General features: G+C 72.8%; 20 protein-coding genes. 9 read left to right on the forward strand and 11 right to left on the reverse strand.

Annotated features, from left to right (window positions below; genetic code table 11):
- Position 1: 1 nt before the first annotated feature.
- Positions 2-592, forward strand: coding sequence for a dihydrofolate reductase family protein (locus ABD091_RS09230; RefSeq protein WP_343917641.1), 591 nt, complete (start codon positions 2-4; stop codon positions 590-592).
- A 4-nt stretch (positions 593-596) separates the two neighbouring features.
- Here ABD091_RS09230 and ABD091_RS09235 read toward each other — a convergent pair whose 3' ends face one another.
- The 3 genes from ABD091_RS09235 to ABD091_RS09245 all read right to left on the reverse strand — a co-directional run bounded on the left by ABD091_RS09235 (position 597) and on the right by ABD091_RS09245 (position 2,477).
- Complete coding sequence (locus ABD091_RS09235) at positions 597-1,421, reverse strand: alpha/beta fold hydrolase (RefSeq protein ID WP_343917643.1); 825 nt, start codon at positions 1,419-1,421, stop codon at positions 597-599.
- 70 nt (positions 1,422-1,491) lie between these two features.
- Positions 1,492-1,875 (reverse strand): hypothetical protein, encoded by a 384-nt coding sequence (locus ABD091_RS09240; RefSeq protein ID WP_343917645.1) that lies wholly within the window; start codon positions 1,873-1,875, stop codon positions 1,492-1,494.
- Positions 1,876-1,925: 50 nt separating this feature from the next.
- Positions 1,926-2,477 (reverse strand): mycothiol transferase, encoded by a 552-nt coding sequence (locus ABD091_RS09245; RefSeq protein ID WP_343917647.1) that lies wholly within the window; start codon positions 2,475-2,477, stop codon positions 1,926-1,928.
- A 62-nt stretch (positions 2,478-2,539) separates the two neighbouring features.
- On the opposite strand from ABD091_RS09245, the gene ABD091_RS09250 reads away from it, so the two are divergent.
- Positions 2,540-3,505, forward strand: coding sequence for a helix-turn-helix transcriptional regulator (locus tag ABD091_RS09250; protein ID WP_343917649.1), 966 nt, complete (start codon positions 2,540-2,542; stop codon positions 3,503-3,505).
- Position 3,506: 1 nt separating this feature from the next.
- On the opposite strand, the gene ABD091_RS09255 is transcribed toward ABD091_RS09250, so the two are convergent.
- From ABD091_RS09255 to ABD091_RS09265, 3 genes are all read right to left on the reverse strand, one after another.
- A complete protein-coding gene (locus tag ABD091_RS09255) occupies positions 3,507-4,376 on the reverse strand; it encodes an aldo/keto reductase (protein WP_343917651.1) in 870 nt (289 codons plus the stop codon).
- Between the two features lie 132 nt (positions 4,377-4,508).
- Positions 4,509-5,081 (reverse strand): GNAT family N-acetyltransferase, encoded by a 573-nt coding sequence (locus ABD091_RS09260; protein WP_343917653.1) that lies wholly within the window; start codon positions 5,079-5,081, stop codon positions 4,509-4,511.
- On the reverse strand, positions 5,078-5,371 hold the full coding sequence (locus ABD091_RS09265; protein ID WP_343917655.1) for a DUF1905 domain-containing protein: 294 nt from the start codon (positions 5,369-5,371) through the stop codon (positions 5,078-5,080). The genes ABD091_RS09260 and ABD091_RS09265 overlap by 4 nt, the downstream gene beginning before the upstream one ends.
- Positions 5,372-5,441: 70 nt before the next feature.
- On the opposite strand from ABD091_RS09265, the gene ABD091_RS09270 reads away from it, so the two are divergent.
- Positions 5,442-6,116, forward strand: a complete 675-nt coding sequence (locus ABD091_RS09270; protein ID WP_343917657.1) for an alpha/beta hydrolase — start codon at positions 5,442-5,444, stop codon at positions 6,114-6,116.
- A 37-nt stretch (positions 6,117-6,153) separates the two neighbouring features.
- Here ABD091_RS09270 and ABD091_RS09275 read toward each other — a convergent pair whose 3' ends face one another.
- Together ABD091_RS09275 and ABD091_RS09280 are read right to left on the reverse strand one after the other, a co-directional pair.
- Positions 6,154-7,290 (reverse strand): hypothetical protein, encoded by a 1,137-nt coding sequence (locus ABD091_RS09275; RefSeq protein WP_343917659.1) that lies wholly within the window; start codon positions 7,288-7,290, stop codon positions 6,154-6,156.
- 1 nt (position 7,291) lies between these two features.
- Positions 7,292-7,864 carry a SigE family RNA polymerase sigma factor gene (locus ABD091_RS09280; protein ID WP_343917661.1) on the reverse strand — a complete coding sequence of 191 codons (573 nt, stop codon included), beginning with the start codon at positions 7,862-7,864 and terminating at the stop codon, positions 7,292-7,294.
- A gap of 68 nt (positions 7,865-7,932) precedes the next feature.
- Here ABD091_RS09280 and ABD091_RS09285 point away from each other — a divergent pair, with 68 nt between their 5' ends.
- Both ABD091_RS09285 and ABD091_RS09290 read left to right on the forward strand, forming a co-directional pair.
- The gene (locus ABD091_RS09285) at positions 7,933-8,256 is read left to right on the forward strand and encodes a hypothetical protein (protein WP_343917663.1); all 324 of its coding nucleotides are present in this window, start codon (positions 7,933-7,935) and stop codon (positions 8,254-8,256) included.
- A gap of 76 nt (positions 8,257-8,332) precedes the next feature.
- The gene (locus ABD091_RS09290) at positions 8,333-8,806 is read left to right on the forward strand and encodes a hypothetical protein (protein WP_343917665.1); all 474 of its coding nucleotides are present in this window, start codon (positions 8,333-8,335) and stop codon (positions 8,804-8,806) included.
- 7 nt (positions 8,807-8,813) lie between these two features.
- Here the strand turns inward: ABD091_RS09290 and ABD091_RS09295 are convergent, their stop codons facing one another.
- Positions 8,814-9,212, reverse strand: coding sequence for a nuclear transport factor 2 family protein (locus ABD091_RS09295; protein ID WP_343917667.1), 399 nt, complete (start codon positions 9,210-9,212; stop codon positions 8,814-8,816).
- A gap of 61 nt (positions 9,213-9,273) precedes the next feature.
- Here ABD091_RS09295 and ABD091_RS09300 point away from each other — a divergent pair, with 61 nt between their 5' ends.
- Positions 9,274-10,476: an NAD(P)/FAD-dependent oxidoreductase gene (locus tag ABD091_RS09300; protein ID WP_343917669.1), complete on the forward strand. Its 1,203-nt coding sequence runs from the start codon at positions 9,274-9,276 to the stop codon at positions 10,474-10,476.
- A 2-nt stretch (positions 10,477-10,478) separates the two neighbouring features.
- Positions 10,479-10,766, forward strand: a complete 288-nt coding sequence (locus ABD091_RS09305) for a YrhK family protein (RefSeq protein ID WP_343917671.1) — start codon at positions 10,479-10,481, stop codon at positions 10,764-10,766.
- 1 nt (position 10,767) lies between these two features.
- Here ABD091_RS09305 and ABD091_RS09310 read toward each other — a convergent pair whose 3' ends face one another.
- The gene (locus ABD091_RS09310) at positions 10,768-11,499 is read right to left on the reverse strand and encodes a DUF4386 domain-containing protein (protein ID WP_343917673.1); all 732 of its coding nucleotides are present in this window, start codon (positions 11,497-11,499) and stop codon (positions 10,768-10,770) included.
- Position 11,500: 1 nt separating this feature from the next.
- Entirely contained in the window at positions 11,501-12,478 is a 978-nt protein-coding gene (locus ABD091_RS09315; RefSeq protein WP_343917675.1) for an NAD(P)-dependent alcohol dehydrogenase, read from the reverse strand.
- Positions 12,479-12,571: 93 nt separating this feature from the next.
- On the opposite strand from ABD091_RS09315, the gene ABD091_RS09320 reads away from it, so the two are divergent.
- Positions 12,572-13,234 (forward strand): TetR/AcrR family transcriptional regulator C-terminal domain-containing protein, encoded by a 663-nt coding sequence (locus ABD091_RS09320; RefSeq protein WP_343917677.1) that lies wholly within the window; start codon positions 12,572-12,574, stop codon positions 13,232-13,234.
- Positions 13,235-13,348: 114 nt separating this feature from the next.
- The gene (locus ABD091_RS09325; protein ID WP_343917679.1) at positions 13,349-14,425 is read left to right on the forward strand and encodes a ScyD/ScyE family protein; all 1,077 of its coding nucleotides are present in this window, start codon (positions 13,349-13,351) and stop codon (positions 14,423-14,425) included.
- Positions 14,426-14,440 lie beyond the last annotated feature (15 nt).

Below are 14,440 nucleotides of genomic sequence, written 5' to 3' on the forward strand. Positions count from 1 at the left end.
CATGATCACCGCCGACATGGCCGTCTCGCTCGACCTCGTCGGGAGCGGCCACGACCAGTCGCTGGAGCACCCCTTCGGCCCGAGGATCGGGCACCGCCTCCACACGTGGATGTTCGAGCACGACGACAGCACCGACGAGGTCGCCGCGATCGTCGACGCCGGCGCCTTCGTCATGGGCCGGAACATGTTCACGCCCGGGCGGGGCGACTGGGACCTCGACTGGCAGGGCTGGTGGGGGCCGGAACCGCCCTACCACGCACCGGTCTTCGTCCTCACCCACCACGAGCGGGAGCCGCTGGAGCTGGAGGGCGGCACGACGTTCCACTTCGTGACCGCCGGGATCGAGGCCGCGGTGGACCGGGCGCGGGAGGCCGCCGGTGACCGCAACGTCTCGATCGCCGGCGGGGTCTCGACCCTCAACGCCGCACTGGGGGCCGGGCTCGTCGACGAGCTGCGGCTGCACGTCGTGCCGTTCACGGTCGGCGAGGGGCTGCGGGTCTTCGACGGCGTCGACGACCTCGCGCTGGAGCCGGTTGCCAGCCGGACGACGCCGTGGGTCACGCACGTGACCTGGCGCCGCCCGACCAGCTGAAGCGCTACTTCGCCAGGAAGTCCAGCAGCGCCGCGTTGAACTCGTCGGCGTGACTGGTGTTGAAGCCGTGGGGCGCGTCCTCGACCACGACCAGCTCACTGCCGGCGACCGCCTCGTGGGTGCGCCGGCCCGAGCCCTCGAACGGGACGATGGCGTCGCTGTCGCCGTGGATGACCAGGGTCGGCACCGAGATCTTCGGCAGGTCCTGACGGAAGTCCGTGGTGCCGAAGGCGCCCATGCAGCCGAGCGCGGCGGCCTGGTCGGACTGGTGGCAGAGCGCCACGGCCTGCTGGCGCTGCTCCTCGGTGACCTTGAGCTCCTCACCGGCGGTGAAGAAGTTGGTCATGAACTCGTCGAAGAAGTCGTCGCGGCTGGCCTCGAGTCCGCTGCGCAGGCCGCCGGCGGTCTCCTCGTCGAGGGGACCGTCGGGGTTCCGGTCGCTCTTCAGCAGGAAGGGCGGGATGGCGCCGGCGAAGACGACGCTGTGGAGCCGCTCCTGGCCGTGGTTGGCGACGTAGCGCGCCACCTCGCCGCCGCCCATCGAGAAGCCGACGAGCGTGGCATCGGTCAGGTCGAGGCCCTCGAGCACCGCCTTCAGGTCGGCGGCAAGGGTGTCGTACTCGAAACCGCCCGCGGGCTTGTCGCTGCGACCGAAGCCGCGGCGGTCGTAGGCGACGACGCGATAGCCGGCGTCGGTGAGGGCCGGGACCTGGTCGGCCCAGGCCTCGGCGGAGAGCGGCCAGCCGTGGATCAGCACGACCGGCCGTCCGTCACCCCCGGAGTCGTCGACGTGGAGCTCGGTCTGGTCTGCGGTACTGATCTTCGGCACGACACTGTCCTCTCGATCGGGGTCTCACCTCGACCGTAGGCACTCACCTGTTGGGGTGGCCCTCCCCAGCTCAGTCCTCGAGGTGGAGGGCCTGCTCCTCGGGCGACCCGCCGCGGCGTACGTCGTCGGCAGGGCCGTCGATGTCGTCGTCCGCCGGACCGCCGAGCACGTCGTCCTCGGCCGGGATCGCGTCGGGGTCGTCGCCGCCGACCATCCGGGACTGCTCAGGCTCCTCGCCGTCGGGGACCTCCTGGCGCAGCCGCTGGTCGAGGGTCTCGCCGCCGTCGGTCTCGACCCCGACCAGCTCGGCGCCGCGGGGCAGCCGGTCCGGCGGGCTCCACGGCTCGTCGTCACCCGCGCTGGGGTCGTCGAGGAAGCGCTGGGCGTCGGCCTGCTCGTGGGGGTCGAGGTCGGTCTGGCCGAAGTCGCCCTCGTTCTCGGGTGTCTCACTCATGCCTCCACCCTGCCCGGTCGCTGGTGATCCTCACCAGCCCTCACCGGCCCTCACCAGGGCCGGTAGTCCAGCGGCGGGTCCTCGCCCACCCGGCCGTCGACGGCCTCGCGCAGCAGGTCGGCGTGGCCGGTGTGGCGGCCGTACTCCTCCAGCAGGTCGTGGAACAGCCGGCGCAGGCTGCGCGCCTGGCCGGCCTCCTCCATCGCGGTGGGCTGGTCGAGGCCGCCCGCAGCCACGGCGGCGGCATACCGCTCCTTCGCCCGGAGCACGGCGCCGTCGTAGAGCTCGTAGAGCGACGCGGCACTGTCCTCGACGGCGGTCCGCTCGGTGAAGTCGTCGGTGCCGTCGTGGATCTCGGTCCACGGCGAGCCGATCGACGAGCCGTCGAGCGCGGTCGTGGAGTAATGGTCCTCGACGAGCGAGAGGTGCTTGAGCAGGCTGGCGAGGCTCAGCGCGGAGCTGTCGATCCGCGCGCGCAGCCCGGCCTCGTCGAGGCCGTCGGCCTTCCAGCGGAAGGTGACGCGGAGCCGCTCGAGGCTGGCGAGGACGTGGTCGACGTCGGTGCCGGCGACCGGCGGTGCCCAGGGAGGTGTCTCGGTCATGGCGGTCACGCTACGGCCGTTCCCGGACGGAACCCGTCCGGATGCCGTGTCAGGATGCCCGGGTGGAGGTCCAGAACCCGACCGCTCGCGCGCTGCTCGCGCTCGAGCTGATCCAGGGCAGCCCCGGGATCACGGCCGAGCGGCTCGGCGAGCGGCTCGGCGTGACCGACCGGGCGGCCCGGCGCTACGTCGGCACGCTGCGGGAGGCCGGCATCCCCGTCGAGTCGGTCCGCGGCCCCTACGGCGGCTACCGGCTCGGCCGCGGGATGCGGGTGCCGCCGCTGATGTTCACCCAGACCGAGGCGCTCGGGTTGGTGATGGCGGTCCTCGACGGCCACCACGCGGCGGCCGACACCGACGACCCGGTCGGTGCCGCGCTCGGCAAGATCGTGCGGGTGCTGCCGGCGCCCGTCGCCGCCCAGGCCGAGGCCGTGCGACGGACGGCGGCGGCGCCCGACCGCGGACCCTCCCGGCCCGAGCCGGGGACGACCGCGACCCTGGTCGGCGCGGTCGGCGACTCCCGGCGGGTCCGGGTCGACTACCGCACCGAGGCCGGCACCGACCTCGACGTCGAGGTCGACCCGTGGGCCGTCGTCGTGCGCCACGGCCGGTGGTACCTGCTGTGCCACTCCCACGCCGCCAACGCGCCGCGGACCTACCGGGTCGACCGGATCCGCGGCCTCACCGTGCTCGACACGACGTTCGAGCCGCCCGCGGACCTCGACCCGGTCGCCGACCTCGAGCGCCACCTCGGCGCCGGGTGGGAGTACGACGTCGAGGTCGTCCTCGAGGCGCCGTACGACGAGGCGCGGCGGCGGATGCCCGGCGCGATGGGCCGGTTCGAGCCCGACGGCGACGACCGCACCCGCGTCGTCGGCTCGACCAGCAACCCGTGGATGTACGCCGAGTGGCTGGCCGCGTCGCCGTGGCCCTTCCGGGTCGTGCGCGGGCCGGAGCTCGCGCACACCGTGCGGGCCACGGCGCAGCGGATGCTGGACGCGGTCGCCGAATCGACCACCGAGTCCTGAGTCAGCTGGCGTCGAGGCGCGCGAGCTCCTCCTCGGAGAGCTCGAGGGCCGCAGCCGCGGCGGAGTCGGTGACCGACTGCGGCCGCTTGGCCCCCGGGATCGGGATCACGACCGGCGACTGCGCGAGCTCCCACGCGAGCGCGACCTGCTGGGCGCTGACCCCGCGCTCGCCGGCGATCTCGGCGAAGGCCGGGTGCTTCTCGGCGAGCTCCTTGGCGTCGGCGAGACCGCCGAGCGGGCTCCACGGCAGGAAGGCGATGCCGAGCTCGTCGCACACGTCGATCTCGGCCTTGGAGGACCGGAACTTCGGGCTGAACTGGTTCTGCACGCTGACCAGCGCGTCGCCGAGGACGGCGTGGGCGTCGCGGATCTGCTGCGGGTTGGCGTTGGAGAGCCCGATGGCCGCGACCTTGCCCGAGTCGGCGATCTCCTTGAGCGTGCCGATGACGTCTGCGTAGTCGACCTTCGGGTCGGGCCGGTGGTGCTGCCACAGCGCGATCTGGTCGACGCCGAGCCGGCCGAGGCTGGCGTCGACGGCCTCGTGGAGGTGGGTCGCGGAGCTGTCGACGTCCCAGCCACCACCGTCGGTCCGGACGTGACCGCCCTTGGTCGCGAGGAACACCTGGTCGCGCACGCCGAGCTCGTCGAGGAGCGAGGCGATCAGCCGCTCGTTCTCGCCCTGGGCACCGGCGCCCTTCTCGTCGCCCGGGCCGTAGGCGTCGGCGGTGTCGAAGAGCGTGACGCCCGCGTCGAGCGCGGCGCGCACCGTGTCGGCCAGCTGCTCGCGCGGCTGGGTCCCGGTCTGGTCGAAGGTCATCAGCCCGAGGCCGATGGCGCCGACGGACTGCTTGCCGATCATCCTGGTCTGCATGTCCTCGACCCTACGAGGGCTCTCCCAAGCCCCGTGGCGCGTCCACTGGTCAGGGAAGACCGGCACTTGTCAGGGGCTGCAACCCCTGACAAGTGCAGAATTCCCCGGCTGTCCGGGGATTCCTGCAGCCGCTCAGCGCAGGTCGAGGCGCATGACGACCCGCGGGAAGCCGCCCGAGACGGCGTCGGTGTCGGCGGCGTGGGTGAACCCGGCGGCCTCGAACATCGCCCGCGTCCCGACGTAGGCCATCGTCAGGTCGACCTTCTCCCCGCGGTTGTCGGCGGGATAGCCCTCGACGGCCGGCGCGCCTTCCGACCGCGCGTAGTCGACGGCACCGGTGATCAGCTGCGGCGCGATGCCCTGGCCGCGGTGGCCGGGGCGGACCTTCACGCACCACAGCGACCACACCGGCAGGTCGTCGACGTGGGGGATCTTGCGTGACCGGGCGAACGGCAGCTCGCTGCGCGGCGCGACCGCCGCCCACCCGACGACCTCGTCGCCGTCGTAGGCGAGCACACCCGGGGCGACCTTGCGCCGCACCAGCTTCTCGACGTACGCCGCCCGCTCCGGTCCGACCAGCGACTGGTTGAGCTTGGAGTCGAGGCGGTGGGAGAGGCACCAGCAGACGTTGGAGGTCGGTTTCTTCGGACCGACCATCGTCCTCATGTCGGCGAAGCCGCGGGCCGGCCGCACCTCGATCGTCACGGCCGCTCCCCGAGCACCATCGACACCTCGATGACGGCACCCACGTCGATCCCCTCGGCCTTGCGGACCTTGTCCTTCAGCGGCACGAGGTAGCGGCCGTCCTTCGGGAAGAGCGAGGTCGTCCACTCGGTGTCGCCGACGACCACCCGGGCCGGGATCACCCCCCAGCCGTAGGTCAGCATCGGCGAGGCCTCCTTGATGTCGTCGCTGTCGTCGTCGGGGACGGCGACGTAGTAGTAGGGCGCCGGTCCCCGCCACTCGAAGACGTCCCCCGTGAACTCGACCTCCATGCCCGCAGTCTGGCCCGAAGCGCCCGTGCGGGCCACCCACCGGTCACCGGCCACCGGGTAGGACGGGGGCATGGACACCGACGCCCGGCTCGTCCCCGCGGCGGTGCCGCGCCGCCCCGAGGGGGTGGCGCTGGTGCTGCACGGCGGGGGCGCACGTCGCGACCGGATGCGGGTGAGCCCGACCCAGCTGTCCGTGCTCCGCATGGTGCCCGTCGCCCACCGCATCGCCCGGTCCGGCCGGCGACGACTGGCGGTCTACCGGCTGCTCAACTCGGCGCGCGGCTGGGACACCCGCCACACCCCGGTGAGCGACGTCCACTGGGCGCTCGGGCGGATCAGCGACGACCTCGGACCCCTCCCGGTCTCGCTGGTCGGCCACTCGCTCGGCGGTCGGGCGGCGCTGCTGGCGGGCGGCGCGCCCGACGTCCAGAGCGTCGTGGCGCTCGCGCCCTGGGTGCAGCTCTCCGACTCCCCGCAGCTGCCGGGCCGCGACGTCCTCGTCGTCCACGGCACCGACGACCGGATCGCGAGCTGGGACCGGGCGCGGAGCGTGACCGACCGGCTGCGGCCCGAGGCCGACCGGGTCGGTTTCGTCTCCGTCGAGGGCGGACGCCACGCCATGCTGCGCCACCACCGGCTCTTCGACGGTCTCGCCGCGGAGTTCGTCGCCGCCACGCTGCTCGGCGACCGCGCCGTGGGACCGGTCGCCGACGTCCTCGGCGGTCGCTACCTCGTCGAGACCTGATCCTCTCCAGGGACGGGCAGGATCACCGGGGGCCGGGTCACTGGTTGGCCGACGGGGTGTCGAGCAGCACGCACTCCTGGAGCGCCGGGCTGCAGCGCGCCCAGCCCTGCTCCTCGCCGTCGGTGACCGGGACGACCAGGAACTGGTTGTCCTCGAAGGAGAAGTCGGCGTTCTGGAAGACGAAGCCGTCGGGCGGGACCAGCACGCCCTCGTCGCCGCCGCTGATCCGGCGGACCTGGATCTCGCCGTAGGTCGACACGTCGCCCTCGATCACCCCGGGCGGGACCCAGGCGACCCAGTCGCCGGCGGCGTCGAGCGTGGCGAAGTTGGGCAGGTCCGCGATGGTGGAGATCTCCGCGTCGTCGACCTCCATCTCGGCGAGGCTGACCCGCCCCTGGGTCCCGTCGGTGGCGCCCTCCACGACCACCAGCCCCGCGAGCGTGCTCTGGAGCACCGTGAAACCAGTCGGCACCGGCACTGTGCCGTTGTCTGTCAGCGGACGCCACACCAGCGTCGTGCCCGCACCTCGCGTGACGACCAGGCCGGTGTCGGTGACGGCCGAGACCGAGGTGTAGGCGCCGTCGTCGTCGACCACGCTGAGCGGCGGACCGCCCACGCCCTCCCCGGCGGGGTCGGTGTCAGCGGCGACCAGCTGGCCCCGCCCGCTCATCCCGATCATCCGGGCGATCAGGGTGCCCGAGGGGTTGATCGTCGGGGGCTGCTGGGCGGCACCCTCGAGTCGCCGCGGCTCGGCGTCGAAGCCCCACCAGTAGGTACCGTCGTCGCGCATCCCCCACCAGCCGGTGTCGACCCCGTCGACGAGGTCCCACGTTCCCTCCACCTGCTCGTCCCCGACGTACAGGAACCCGTCGACGATGTGGGGCACCACGGGCGCCGCGGTCGGGATCGACTCCGGGACCGCGTCGGTCGCGTCGTCGGTCACCACGTTGGTCGGCTGTGGCGCCGGCTGGGGCGACTGCCCGCCGTCCATCCGCAGCAGCGACGCGACCGTCGCCAGCGCGACCAGCACCAGCGCGGCGGCCACCAGCATCGGCTGCCACGCGAACCGCGCCGGCGGTGGCGCGGTCGGGAGCTCGGGCAGGGGCGGCACCCTCACGTGGTCGGCCACCTCGCGCAGCTCGCGCGTGAGCATCTCCTCGACGTCCCGGTACATCTCAGCCCTCCTCTCCCTCGGTCGGCATGGCGGTTCTCAGGTTCTTCAGCGCCCGGTGGGCGGTGGACTTCACGGTGCCGCGCGAGCAGCCGAGCACGTCGGCGATCTCGGCCTCGCTCAGGTCCTCGTAGTAGCGCAGGACGATCACGGCCCGCTGCTGCGGCGGCAGCCCGGCGACGTGGGGCCACAGCGCCCACCGGTCCTCGGACCCCGCGGATCCGGAGCCGTGGCCCAGGTCGCGCGGGCGCTCGGGCATCTCGTCGGTGAGCAGCTCCAGCCCCCGCGCCTTGCTGCGCTTGGAGGACAGGAACGTGTTGGTCAGGATCCGGCGGACGTAGGCGTTCGGCGAGTCTGACGCCGCCACCTTCGTCCACGCGCCGTGGACCTTGATCAGCGTCTGCTGCGCGACGTCCTCGGCGTCCGCGTGGTTGCCGGTGAGCAGGTAGGCGCTGCGGTAGAGCGTCGGCCACGCCGTGGCGGCGTACTCCTCGAAGGAGGCCTGGCGAGAAGCCGGGTCGGTGCGCGTCGCCGAGAACACCCAGCCCACCTCCTCGCGCCGTCGCTGCCGTCTCACCCCTCCTGACTCCGGAAGTCGGAGGGTGGTTGCGCCGCGACCGGAGAAAGTTCTGGGAGGCTTCGCCCATGACGCGGTTCTCCTCGACGGCCCTGCTGTGGTGCGCGGCCGCGGCCGTGGTCGTCGGGATCTGGCTCGCCTTCGACAACCCCGACATCGATGGGACGTCCAAGGGCGACGGCTACACCTGCCTCGCGCCGTGGGACACCGTGCTGAACGACGCCGACAACTACCCCGGCGGCGAGCCGCCGTCCGACGCCGACGAGATCGCCGCGCTGTGCCGCGAGGTCAGCGGGCAGCAGTTCTGGGAGGCCACGACGGTGGTCGCCGCGGGCCTCGGCCTCGCGGGCTACGGCCTCGTCGTACGACGTCGCGAGCGCGAGCAGCCCTAGCCGCGGGTATCAGCGCACCGAAGCCGCCCTCCTCCCTCCGCACGGACCACATCCCGACGGACCACGGAGGACCACCATGGCCTCAGCCACCGACCTCGTGCGCGCGCTCGCGCACGGCGGGCGCCTCGAGCTGCTCGCCCAGCTCAACCCCAGGATCTGGGAGGTGGTCGGCGGCGGGCCGCTCGGCCGGTCCCGGGTCACCACCGGCGTCGAGCGCGTCGCCAGCGAGCTCAACCCGCAACCACTGCCGCCCGTCGCGGCCGGCCAGGAGCTGTCGTGGGCGCTCGCCCGCAGCATCATCATCATCGCCGGGCGCGACCCCGGCGAGGCCCGGCAGGCCTACTTCGACGAGATCGAGGACTGGTGCGGCACCGGCTGGCCGCGGCGCTGGCCCTTCCCGTGGCCCGACCCGCGCGAGGACCTGCGGACCGAGCTGCTGCTCGGGGGCGCGATCGGGACGGCGACCCTCGCGACGCACTACCCGGCCGGGGAGATGCGCGAGGTGTTCGAGAAGGCGTCGGAGATGCTGACCGAGGCCGCCCTCGGCTGAGCCGCGGTCAGGCGCCGAGCATCCGCAGCAGCTCGGCGCCCATCTCCTCCACGACGGCCTGGAGGCCCTTCATCGGCCGGACCATCACCGTGAAGTCGGTGATCAGGCCGTCGCCGCCCCACGTGATCATGTCGACGCCGTGGACCTCGCGGCCGCCGACCTCGGTGGTGAACTCCAGGACTGCGGAGTCCTCACCCAGCCACTCGCGGTGGTAGGTCAGGGACGGGCCGAGCACGGTGAAGGCCGCGGTGAGGTAGCCGACGACGGTGTCGCGGCCCTCCTGCGGTGCGTGCACCGCCGGTGAGCGGAAGACGGCGCCCTCGGCGACGAGCGCGGGGAGGCCGGCCGGGTCGCGGGCCTCGACCACGGCGTGCCAGCGGGCGAGGGCGGCGGCGGCGTCGGTCACCCGGGCAGTAGACCATCTCGGGTGGTGCGACCGCGTGCACCCGCGGGCTAGCGTCGAGGACATGAGCGCCTACGACTACGTGATCATCGGTGCCGGCGTCGCCGCCGCCAAGGCTGTGGACGGCATCCGCGAGGTCGACGAGCAGGGCAGCGTCCTCGTGATCGGGGCCGAGCCCGACCCGCCGGTCTACCGCCCGGTGCTCTCGAAGGACCTCTGGCTCAAGGACGACGCAGCACTCGAGGACGAGACGCTGCTCGACGGCACGGCCGACGGCCTGGAGCTTCGCACGGACGCCGAGGCGACCGCCGTGGACACCGCCGCCCACACCGTCACGCTCGCCGACGGCTCCTCGGTCGACTACGGCAAGCTCCTGCTCGCGACCGGCGCCGAGCCCCGCACCCTGGGCCTGCCGTCCGGCCCGCGGGTGCTGGCCTACCGGACCGCCGCCGACTACCGGCAGCTGCGCGACCTGCTCGGCCCCGACACCCACGCGATCGTGATCGGCGGCGGCTACATCGGCGCCGAGATGGCGGCCGCCCTCGTCCAGAACGACGTGAAGGTCACGATGGTGCTGCCCGAGGACCTCGTCCAGGAGCGGCTCTTCCCCGAGCGGCTCGCCCGCCGCATCACCGACGCTCTGGCCGACCACGGGGTCAAGATCGTCCACGGCTCGCTCGCCGGGGGCGCCTCCCGCGACGACGGGGTCAGCGTGGAGCTCGAGGACGGGACCACGATCGAGGGCGACCTCGCCGTCGTCGGCGTGGGCGTCGCCCCGCGCACCGGCCTCGCCGAAAAGGCCGGCCTCGAGGTCGACGACGGGATCGTCGTCGACGCCGCGATGCGCACCAGTGCCGACGACGTCTGGGCGGCCGGCGACGTGGCGTCCTACCCCGACGTGCGGCTGGGCCGCCGCCGGGTCGAGCACGTCGACCACGCCGAGAAGTCCGGCGAGCTCGCCGGCCGTGCGATGGCCGGCGCGGACGCGACCTACGAGGAGACACCGTTCTTCTGGAGCGACCTGTTCGACGACGGCTACGAGGCGATCGGCGACCTCGACAGCCGGCTCGAGATGGTCGAGGACTGGCAGGGGGACGACGAGCCCACCGACCAGGGGGTCGTCTACTACCTCGACGGCGGCCGGGTGCGCGGTGTCCTGCTGTGGAACGTCTGGGAAAGCGTCGACGCCGCCCGCGACCTGATCACCTCGTCGAAGGACGAGCCGGTCGACGACCCGTCGTCGCTGAAGGGCCGCATCACCGGCTGATCATGGGGGACGATGCGCACGACCGTTCGCTCCGGCTCCACCTCGGCCCGGACGAGCTGGTGATCCGGCAGCGCTACGAGGCGCTCAGCATCGCCAACGACGTCCTCATCGCCCTGTGGTTCCTCGTCGGGAGCATCCTGTTCTTCTGGGAACAGACGATGACGGCGGCCACCTGGTGCTTCGTGCTGGGCAGCCTGGAGTTCCTCCTGCGACCCGGGATCCGGCTGACGCGCATGGTGCACCTGCGCCGACGGGGCAGCGAACCGACCGAGTCGTCGTCCGACTTCTGACTCAGCCGGCCGCGATGGACCTGCGACCCCGGGCGACCATCGCCAACCAGATCGTGAAGGCGAGCTCGCCGACGACCGACGGGAGCGCGACCATCAGCAGGAAGCCACCGGCCCAGGCCTCGTAGTCGGCGAGCACGATGTGGGCGACGGTGTCGACGACGTACGCCGCGCCCGCGAGCGTCATGACGGCGGCGAGCCAGCGGGGGCCGGCGGCCGCGACCAGCAGCCGCGCGACCAGGAGCAGGTGGGCGCCGAAGGCGGCCAGCCCGACGACCCAGGTGAAGTCGAAGGCCTGGAGGGCCAGGAGCACTCCCTCGTCGCCGGCCGACGTACCGCGCTCGGCGAGGGAGACCGCGACGTAGAGCAGGCCCATCGCCGCACCGAGGACCACGGTGTAGGTGAGCCGGAACCAGGCGGCGAGCAGCGAGAGGCTGCGTCCGACCGGCGCGAAGAGCTCGTAGAGCGCCCACGCGACCACGACGTCGGCCAGGAAGATGCCGAGGAAGGCGGCGATCCCGAGCCGGAAGGTGGTGCCGGCCTCGCGGAGCGCGTCGGCGGTGGCGCCGGGCTCCCCCGGGTGGATGGTGGGGTCGAGGGCGAGGAAGTTGCCGAAGATCGCGAGCACGAAGATCGCGACGTAGCCGGCGGCCGCCCAGCCAGCGACGCGGCGCAGGACGTCGGGGCTGCCGGTGCGGGGTGCCGTGCGGGCGGCCTGGGTGGTCTGCGTGGACATCTCAGCTCTCCTGGGTGGTCGGAACGACGGCGACCTTGCCGCGGGCGTGGCCGTCGGCGACGTGGTCGACGGCCTTGGCGGCCTCGTCGAGGGTGAAGGTGCGGTCGAGGGTGGGGCGGACGTCGCCGGCGTCGACGAGGCGGGCGAGCTCGGCCAGGTCGGCGCTGCTCTCCTTGCTGAGCAGACCCAGCAGCCGCTGCCGGGTGAACACGCTGCGCAGCGGGAGCGCGAGCTGGCGCTGGAAGCCGCCCAGCCAGCGGTCGCCGCCCTCGCCGCCGACGACCACGAGAGTCCCCTCCGGCGCGAGCGCCCGGCGCAGCAGCGGCAGCGGGCGCCGACCCGCGATGTCGATGATGACGTCGTAGCGACCGTCCTGCTCGATCTCCTGCCGGGTGTGGTCGAGGACCCGCTCGGCACCGAGGTCCCGGACCAGGTCGGCCTTGGCGCCGCCGGCCACGCCGGTCACGGTCGCCCCGGCCGCGACGGCCAGCTGCACGGCGTAGGACCCGACCCCGCCGGAGGCGCCGATGACCAGGACCTGCTGGCCTGCGGACACGCCCGCCTTGCGGATCGCCTGGAGGGCGGTGAGTCCGGACACCGGGAGCACGGCGGCCTCCTCGTGGGTGACCGACGACGGTTTGCGGGCCAGCCGCTTCACCGGGACCACCGCGAGCTCGGCGAAGGAGCCGTCGGCGGTGCCGATGACCTCCTCGCCCGCGGCGTAGGACGTGACGTCCGGCCCGACGGCGACGACGACCCCCGAGACGTCGCGGCCGGGGACCGGGACCTTCGGCCCGCGGAAGCCGAAGCCCAGTCGCATGACCAGCGGCAGACCGGTCATCAGGTGCCAGGTGCCGCGGTCGACACCGGCGGCGCGGACCTCGACGAGCACCTCCCCCGGTCCGGCCGCCGGGTCCGCGACCTCGGCGAGGGACAGCTGCTCGCTGCCTCCATAACGATGCTGGACGACTGCCTGCATGTCTCCTCCAAGACTTACGTTGTAAGGGTTGACCCACACGCTAGGCTTACGTCGTAAGTCTTGTCAATGGCGAGGGCTGTGAAGGGTGGGCGCATGGCAGGGAGACCGAGGCGACGGAGCGGGTCGCTGACCCGCGAGGAGATCGTGGTGGCGGCCCTCGAGATCGCCGACGCCGACGGGCTGTCCGGCCTGTCGATGCGTGCCGTCGCCCGCCGGCTGGGGGTCGAGGCGATGTCGCTCTACCACCACGTCGCCAACAAGGAGGCGATGGTCGACGCGATGGTCGACGCGGTGTTCGCCGAGTTCCACGCTCCCCGGATCGGCGAGGACTGGGAGCAGGAGATGCGGCTGCGGTCGCGCTCGGCCCGTGAGTCGGTCAAGCGCCACCCGTGGGCGATCGGCGTCCTGGACTCCCGGCGCAACGCGGGCTTCGAGACCCTGGTCCACCACGACGCGGTCATCGGCTGCCTCCGCACCGCCGGCTTCTCCCTCTCGCTGACCGGTCACGCCTTCGCCGCGCTCGACGCCCACCTCTACGGCTTCCTGGTCCAGGAGCTGAGCCTCCCGTTCGAGCCCGGCGCCGACCTCGCCCAGCTCGGCCAGATGATCGTCAGCTCCCTGCCCGAGGGCCAGCTGCTCCACTTCAAGGAGTTCACGCTCGAGCACGCGCTCCAGCCGGGCTACGACTTCGGCGACGAGTTCGAGGTGACCCTCGACCTGGTCATCGAGGGGCTGCGGGCGCGTCTGGCGGCCTGACGGAGTTACCCCGTCTGTGCGAGGCGCGGCGGCGGCTGCGAGTGGTTGTCTGGCTCCAGCGTGTGACCGGTGGGCAGCCACGTGCCAGCCCGTCCGTCCACCTGGGGGATCCACATGAACACCACGCGAGCAGGTCTTCTCGCGAGTGCCGTCGCCGGCCTCGCTCTCCTCACGCCGGCAGCGCCGGCCTCCGCCGTCCCCACGCCGTCCGACCCGATCGCGCAGGGTCTCGCCGGTCCGTTGCAGTTCGACGTCGGTCACCGCGGCCAGATCTACGTCGCCCAGTCCTTCAGCGGGGTGCTGACCAAGGTCCGGGGCAACGGCACGACCAAGGACCTCGTGAGCGAGCCGGGCGAGATCGCCGGCGTCGCCTCCCGCGGCTACGACGTCGTCTACACCTTCAGCGGAGGCACCGAGGAGGAGCCGGTCGCGCTGCTCAAGCACCGGCGCCCGAACGGCACGGTCCGCACCATCGCCGACCTCGGCGCCTTCGAGGCCGCGCACAACCCCGACGGCCACCAGCGCTACGGCCTGCGCAACACCTCGGCCGACTGCATCGCGCAGACCCCCGAGTTCCTCCACCCCTACACCGGCATCGTCGAGTCCCACCCCTACTCGGTGGCCAACGCCGACGACGGCGGGTGGTACGTCGCCGACGCGGCGGCCAACGCCGTCCTCCACGTCTCGAAGTGGGGCCACGTCGAGGTCGTGAAGGTGCCACGACCCGCGAAGGCGACGATCACCGAGGAGGTCGCGGCCGGGTTCGGCCTGCCTGACTGCGTGATCGGCAAGACCTACGCCTTCGAACCCGTGCCGACCGACGTCGAGGTCAACCCCCTCGGCTACCTCATCGTGAGCCTGCTCCCGGGCGGACCCGAGCCGGGCACCCCCGAGGGCGACCTGCTCGGCCCCCGCGGCATGATCATGCGGATCAGCCCCGGAGACTTCGAGTGGAGCATCCTGGCCAGGGGCCTGAGCGCCGCGACCAACGTCGCCACCGCGCCCGGCGGCAAGGTCTACGTCTCCGAGCTCGCCGGCAACCGGATCTCGGTCCTGCGCAACGGCACCGTGACACCGGTCGTCGACCTGGCCTCGCCCGCGGCGGTGGAGTTCAAGGACGGCAAGCTCTGGGCCACGACTGACGTCTTCGGCAACGGGTCGCTCGTGAGGATCACCGGCCTCGGCTCCTGAGCATCCCTCCGGACA

This window comes from Nocardioides aestuarii (genome assembly GCF_039527245.1).
Taxonomy (GTDB): Bacteria; Actinomycetota; Actinomycetes; order Propionibacteriales; family Nocardioidaceae; genus Nocardioides; species Nocardioides aestuarii.

Excerpts from the sequence above, each read along its gene's own strand:
- ABD091_RS09230 (WP_343917641.1), top strand. The coding sequence starts at position 2 with ATGATCACCGCCGACATGGCCGTCTCGCTCGACCTCGTCGGGAGCGGC.
- ABD091_RS09240 (WP_343917645.1), bottom strand. The coding sequence starts at position 1,875 with ATGAGTGAGACACCCGAGAACGAGGGCGACTTCGGCCAGACCGACCTC.
- ABD091_RS09245 (WP_343917647.1), bottom strand. The coding sequence starts at position 2,477 with ATGACCGAGACACCTCCCTGGGCACCGCCGGTCGCCGGCACCGACGTC.
- ABD091_RS09255 (WP_343917651.1), bottom strand. The coding sequence starts at position 4,376 with ATGCAGACCAGGATGATCGGCAAGCAGTCCGTCGGCGCCATCGGCCTC.
- ABD091_RS09265 (WP_343917655.1), bottom strand. The coding sequence starts at position 5,371 with ATGGAGGTCGAGTTCACGGGGGACGTCTTCGAGTGGCGGGGACCGGCG.
- ABD091_RS09270 (WP_343917657.1), top strand. The coding sequence starts at position 5,442 with ATGGACACCGACGCCCGGCTCGTCCCCGCGGCGGTGCCGCGCCGCCCC.
- ABD091_RS09275 (WP_343917659.1), bottom strand. The coding sequence starts at position 7,290 with ATGTACCGGGACGTCGAGGAGATGCTCACGCGCGAGCTGCGCGAGGTG.
- ABD091_RS09285 (WP_343917663.1), top strand. The coding sequence starts at position 7,933 with ATGACGCGGTTCTCCTCGACGGCCCTGCTGTGGTGCGCGGCCGCGGCC.
- ABD091_RS09290 (WP_343917665.1), top strand. The coding sequence starts at position 8,333 with ATGGCCTCAGCCACCGACCTCGTGCGCGCGCTCGCGCACGGCGGGCGC.
- ABD091_RS09300 (WP_343917669.1), top strand. The coding sequence starts at position 9,274 with ATGAGCGCCTACGACTACGTGATCATCGGTGCCGGCGTCGCCGCCGCC.
- ABD091_RS09305 (WP_343917671.1), top strand. The coding sequence starts at position 10,479 with ATGGGGGACGATGCGCACGACCGTTCGCTCCGGCTCCACCTCGGCCCG.
- ABD091_RS09310 (WP_343917673.1), bottom strand. The coding sequence starts at position 11,499 with ATGTCCACGCAGACCACCCAGGCCGCCCGCACGGCACCCCGCACCGGC.
- ABD091_RS09315 (WP_343917675.1), bottom strand. The coding sequence starts at position 12,478 with ATGCAGGCAGTCGTCCAGCATCGTTATGGAGGCAGCGAGCAGCTGTCC.
- ABD091_RS09320 (WP_343917677.1), top strand. The coding sequence starts at position 12,572 with ATGGCAGGGAGACCGAGGCGACGGAGCGGGTCGCTGACCCGCGAGGAG.
- ABD091_RS09325 (WP_343917679.1), top strand. The coding sequence starts at position 13,349 with ATGAACACCACGCGAGCAGGTCTTCTCGCGAGTGCCGTCGCCGGCCTC.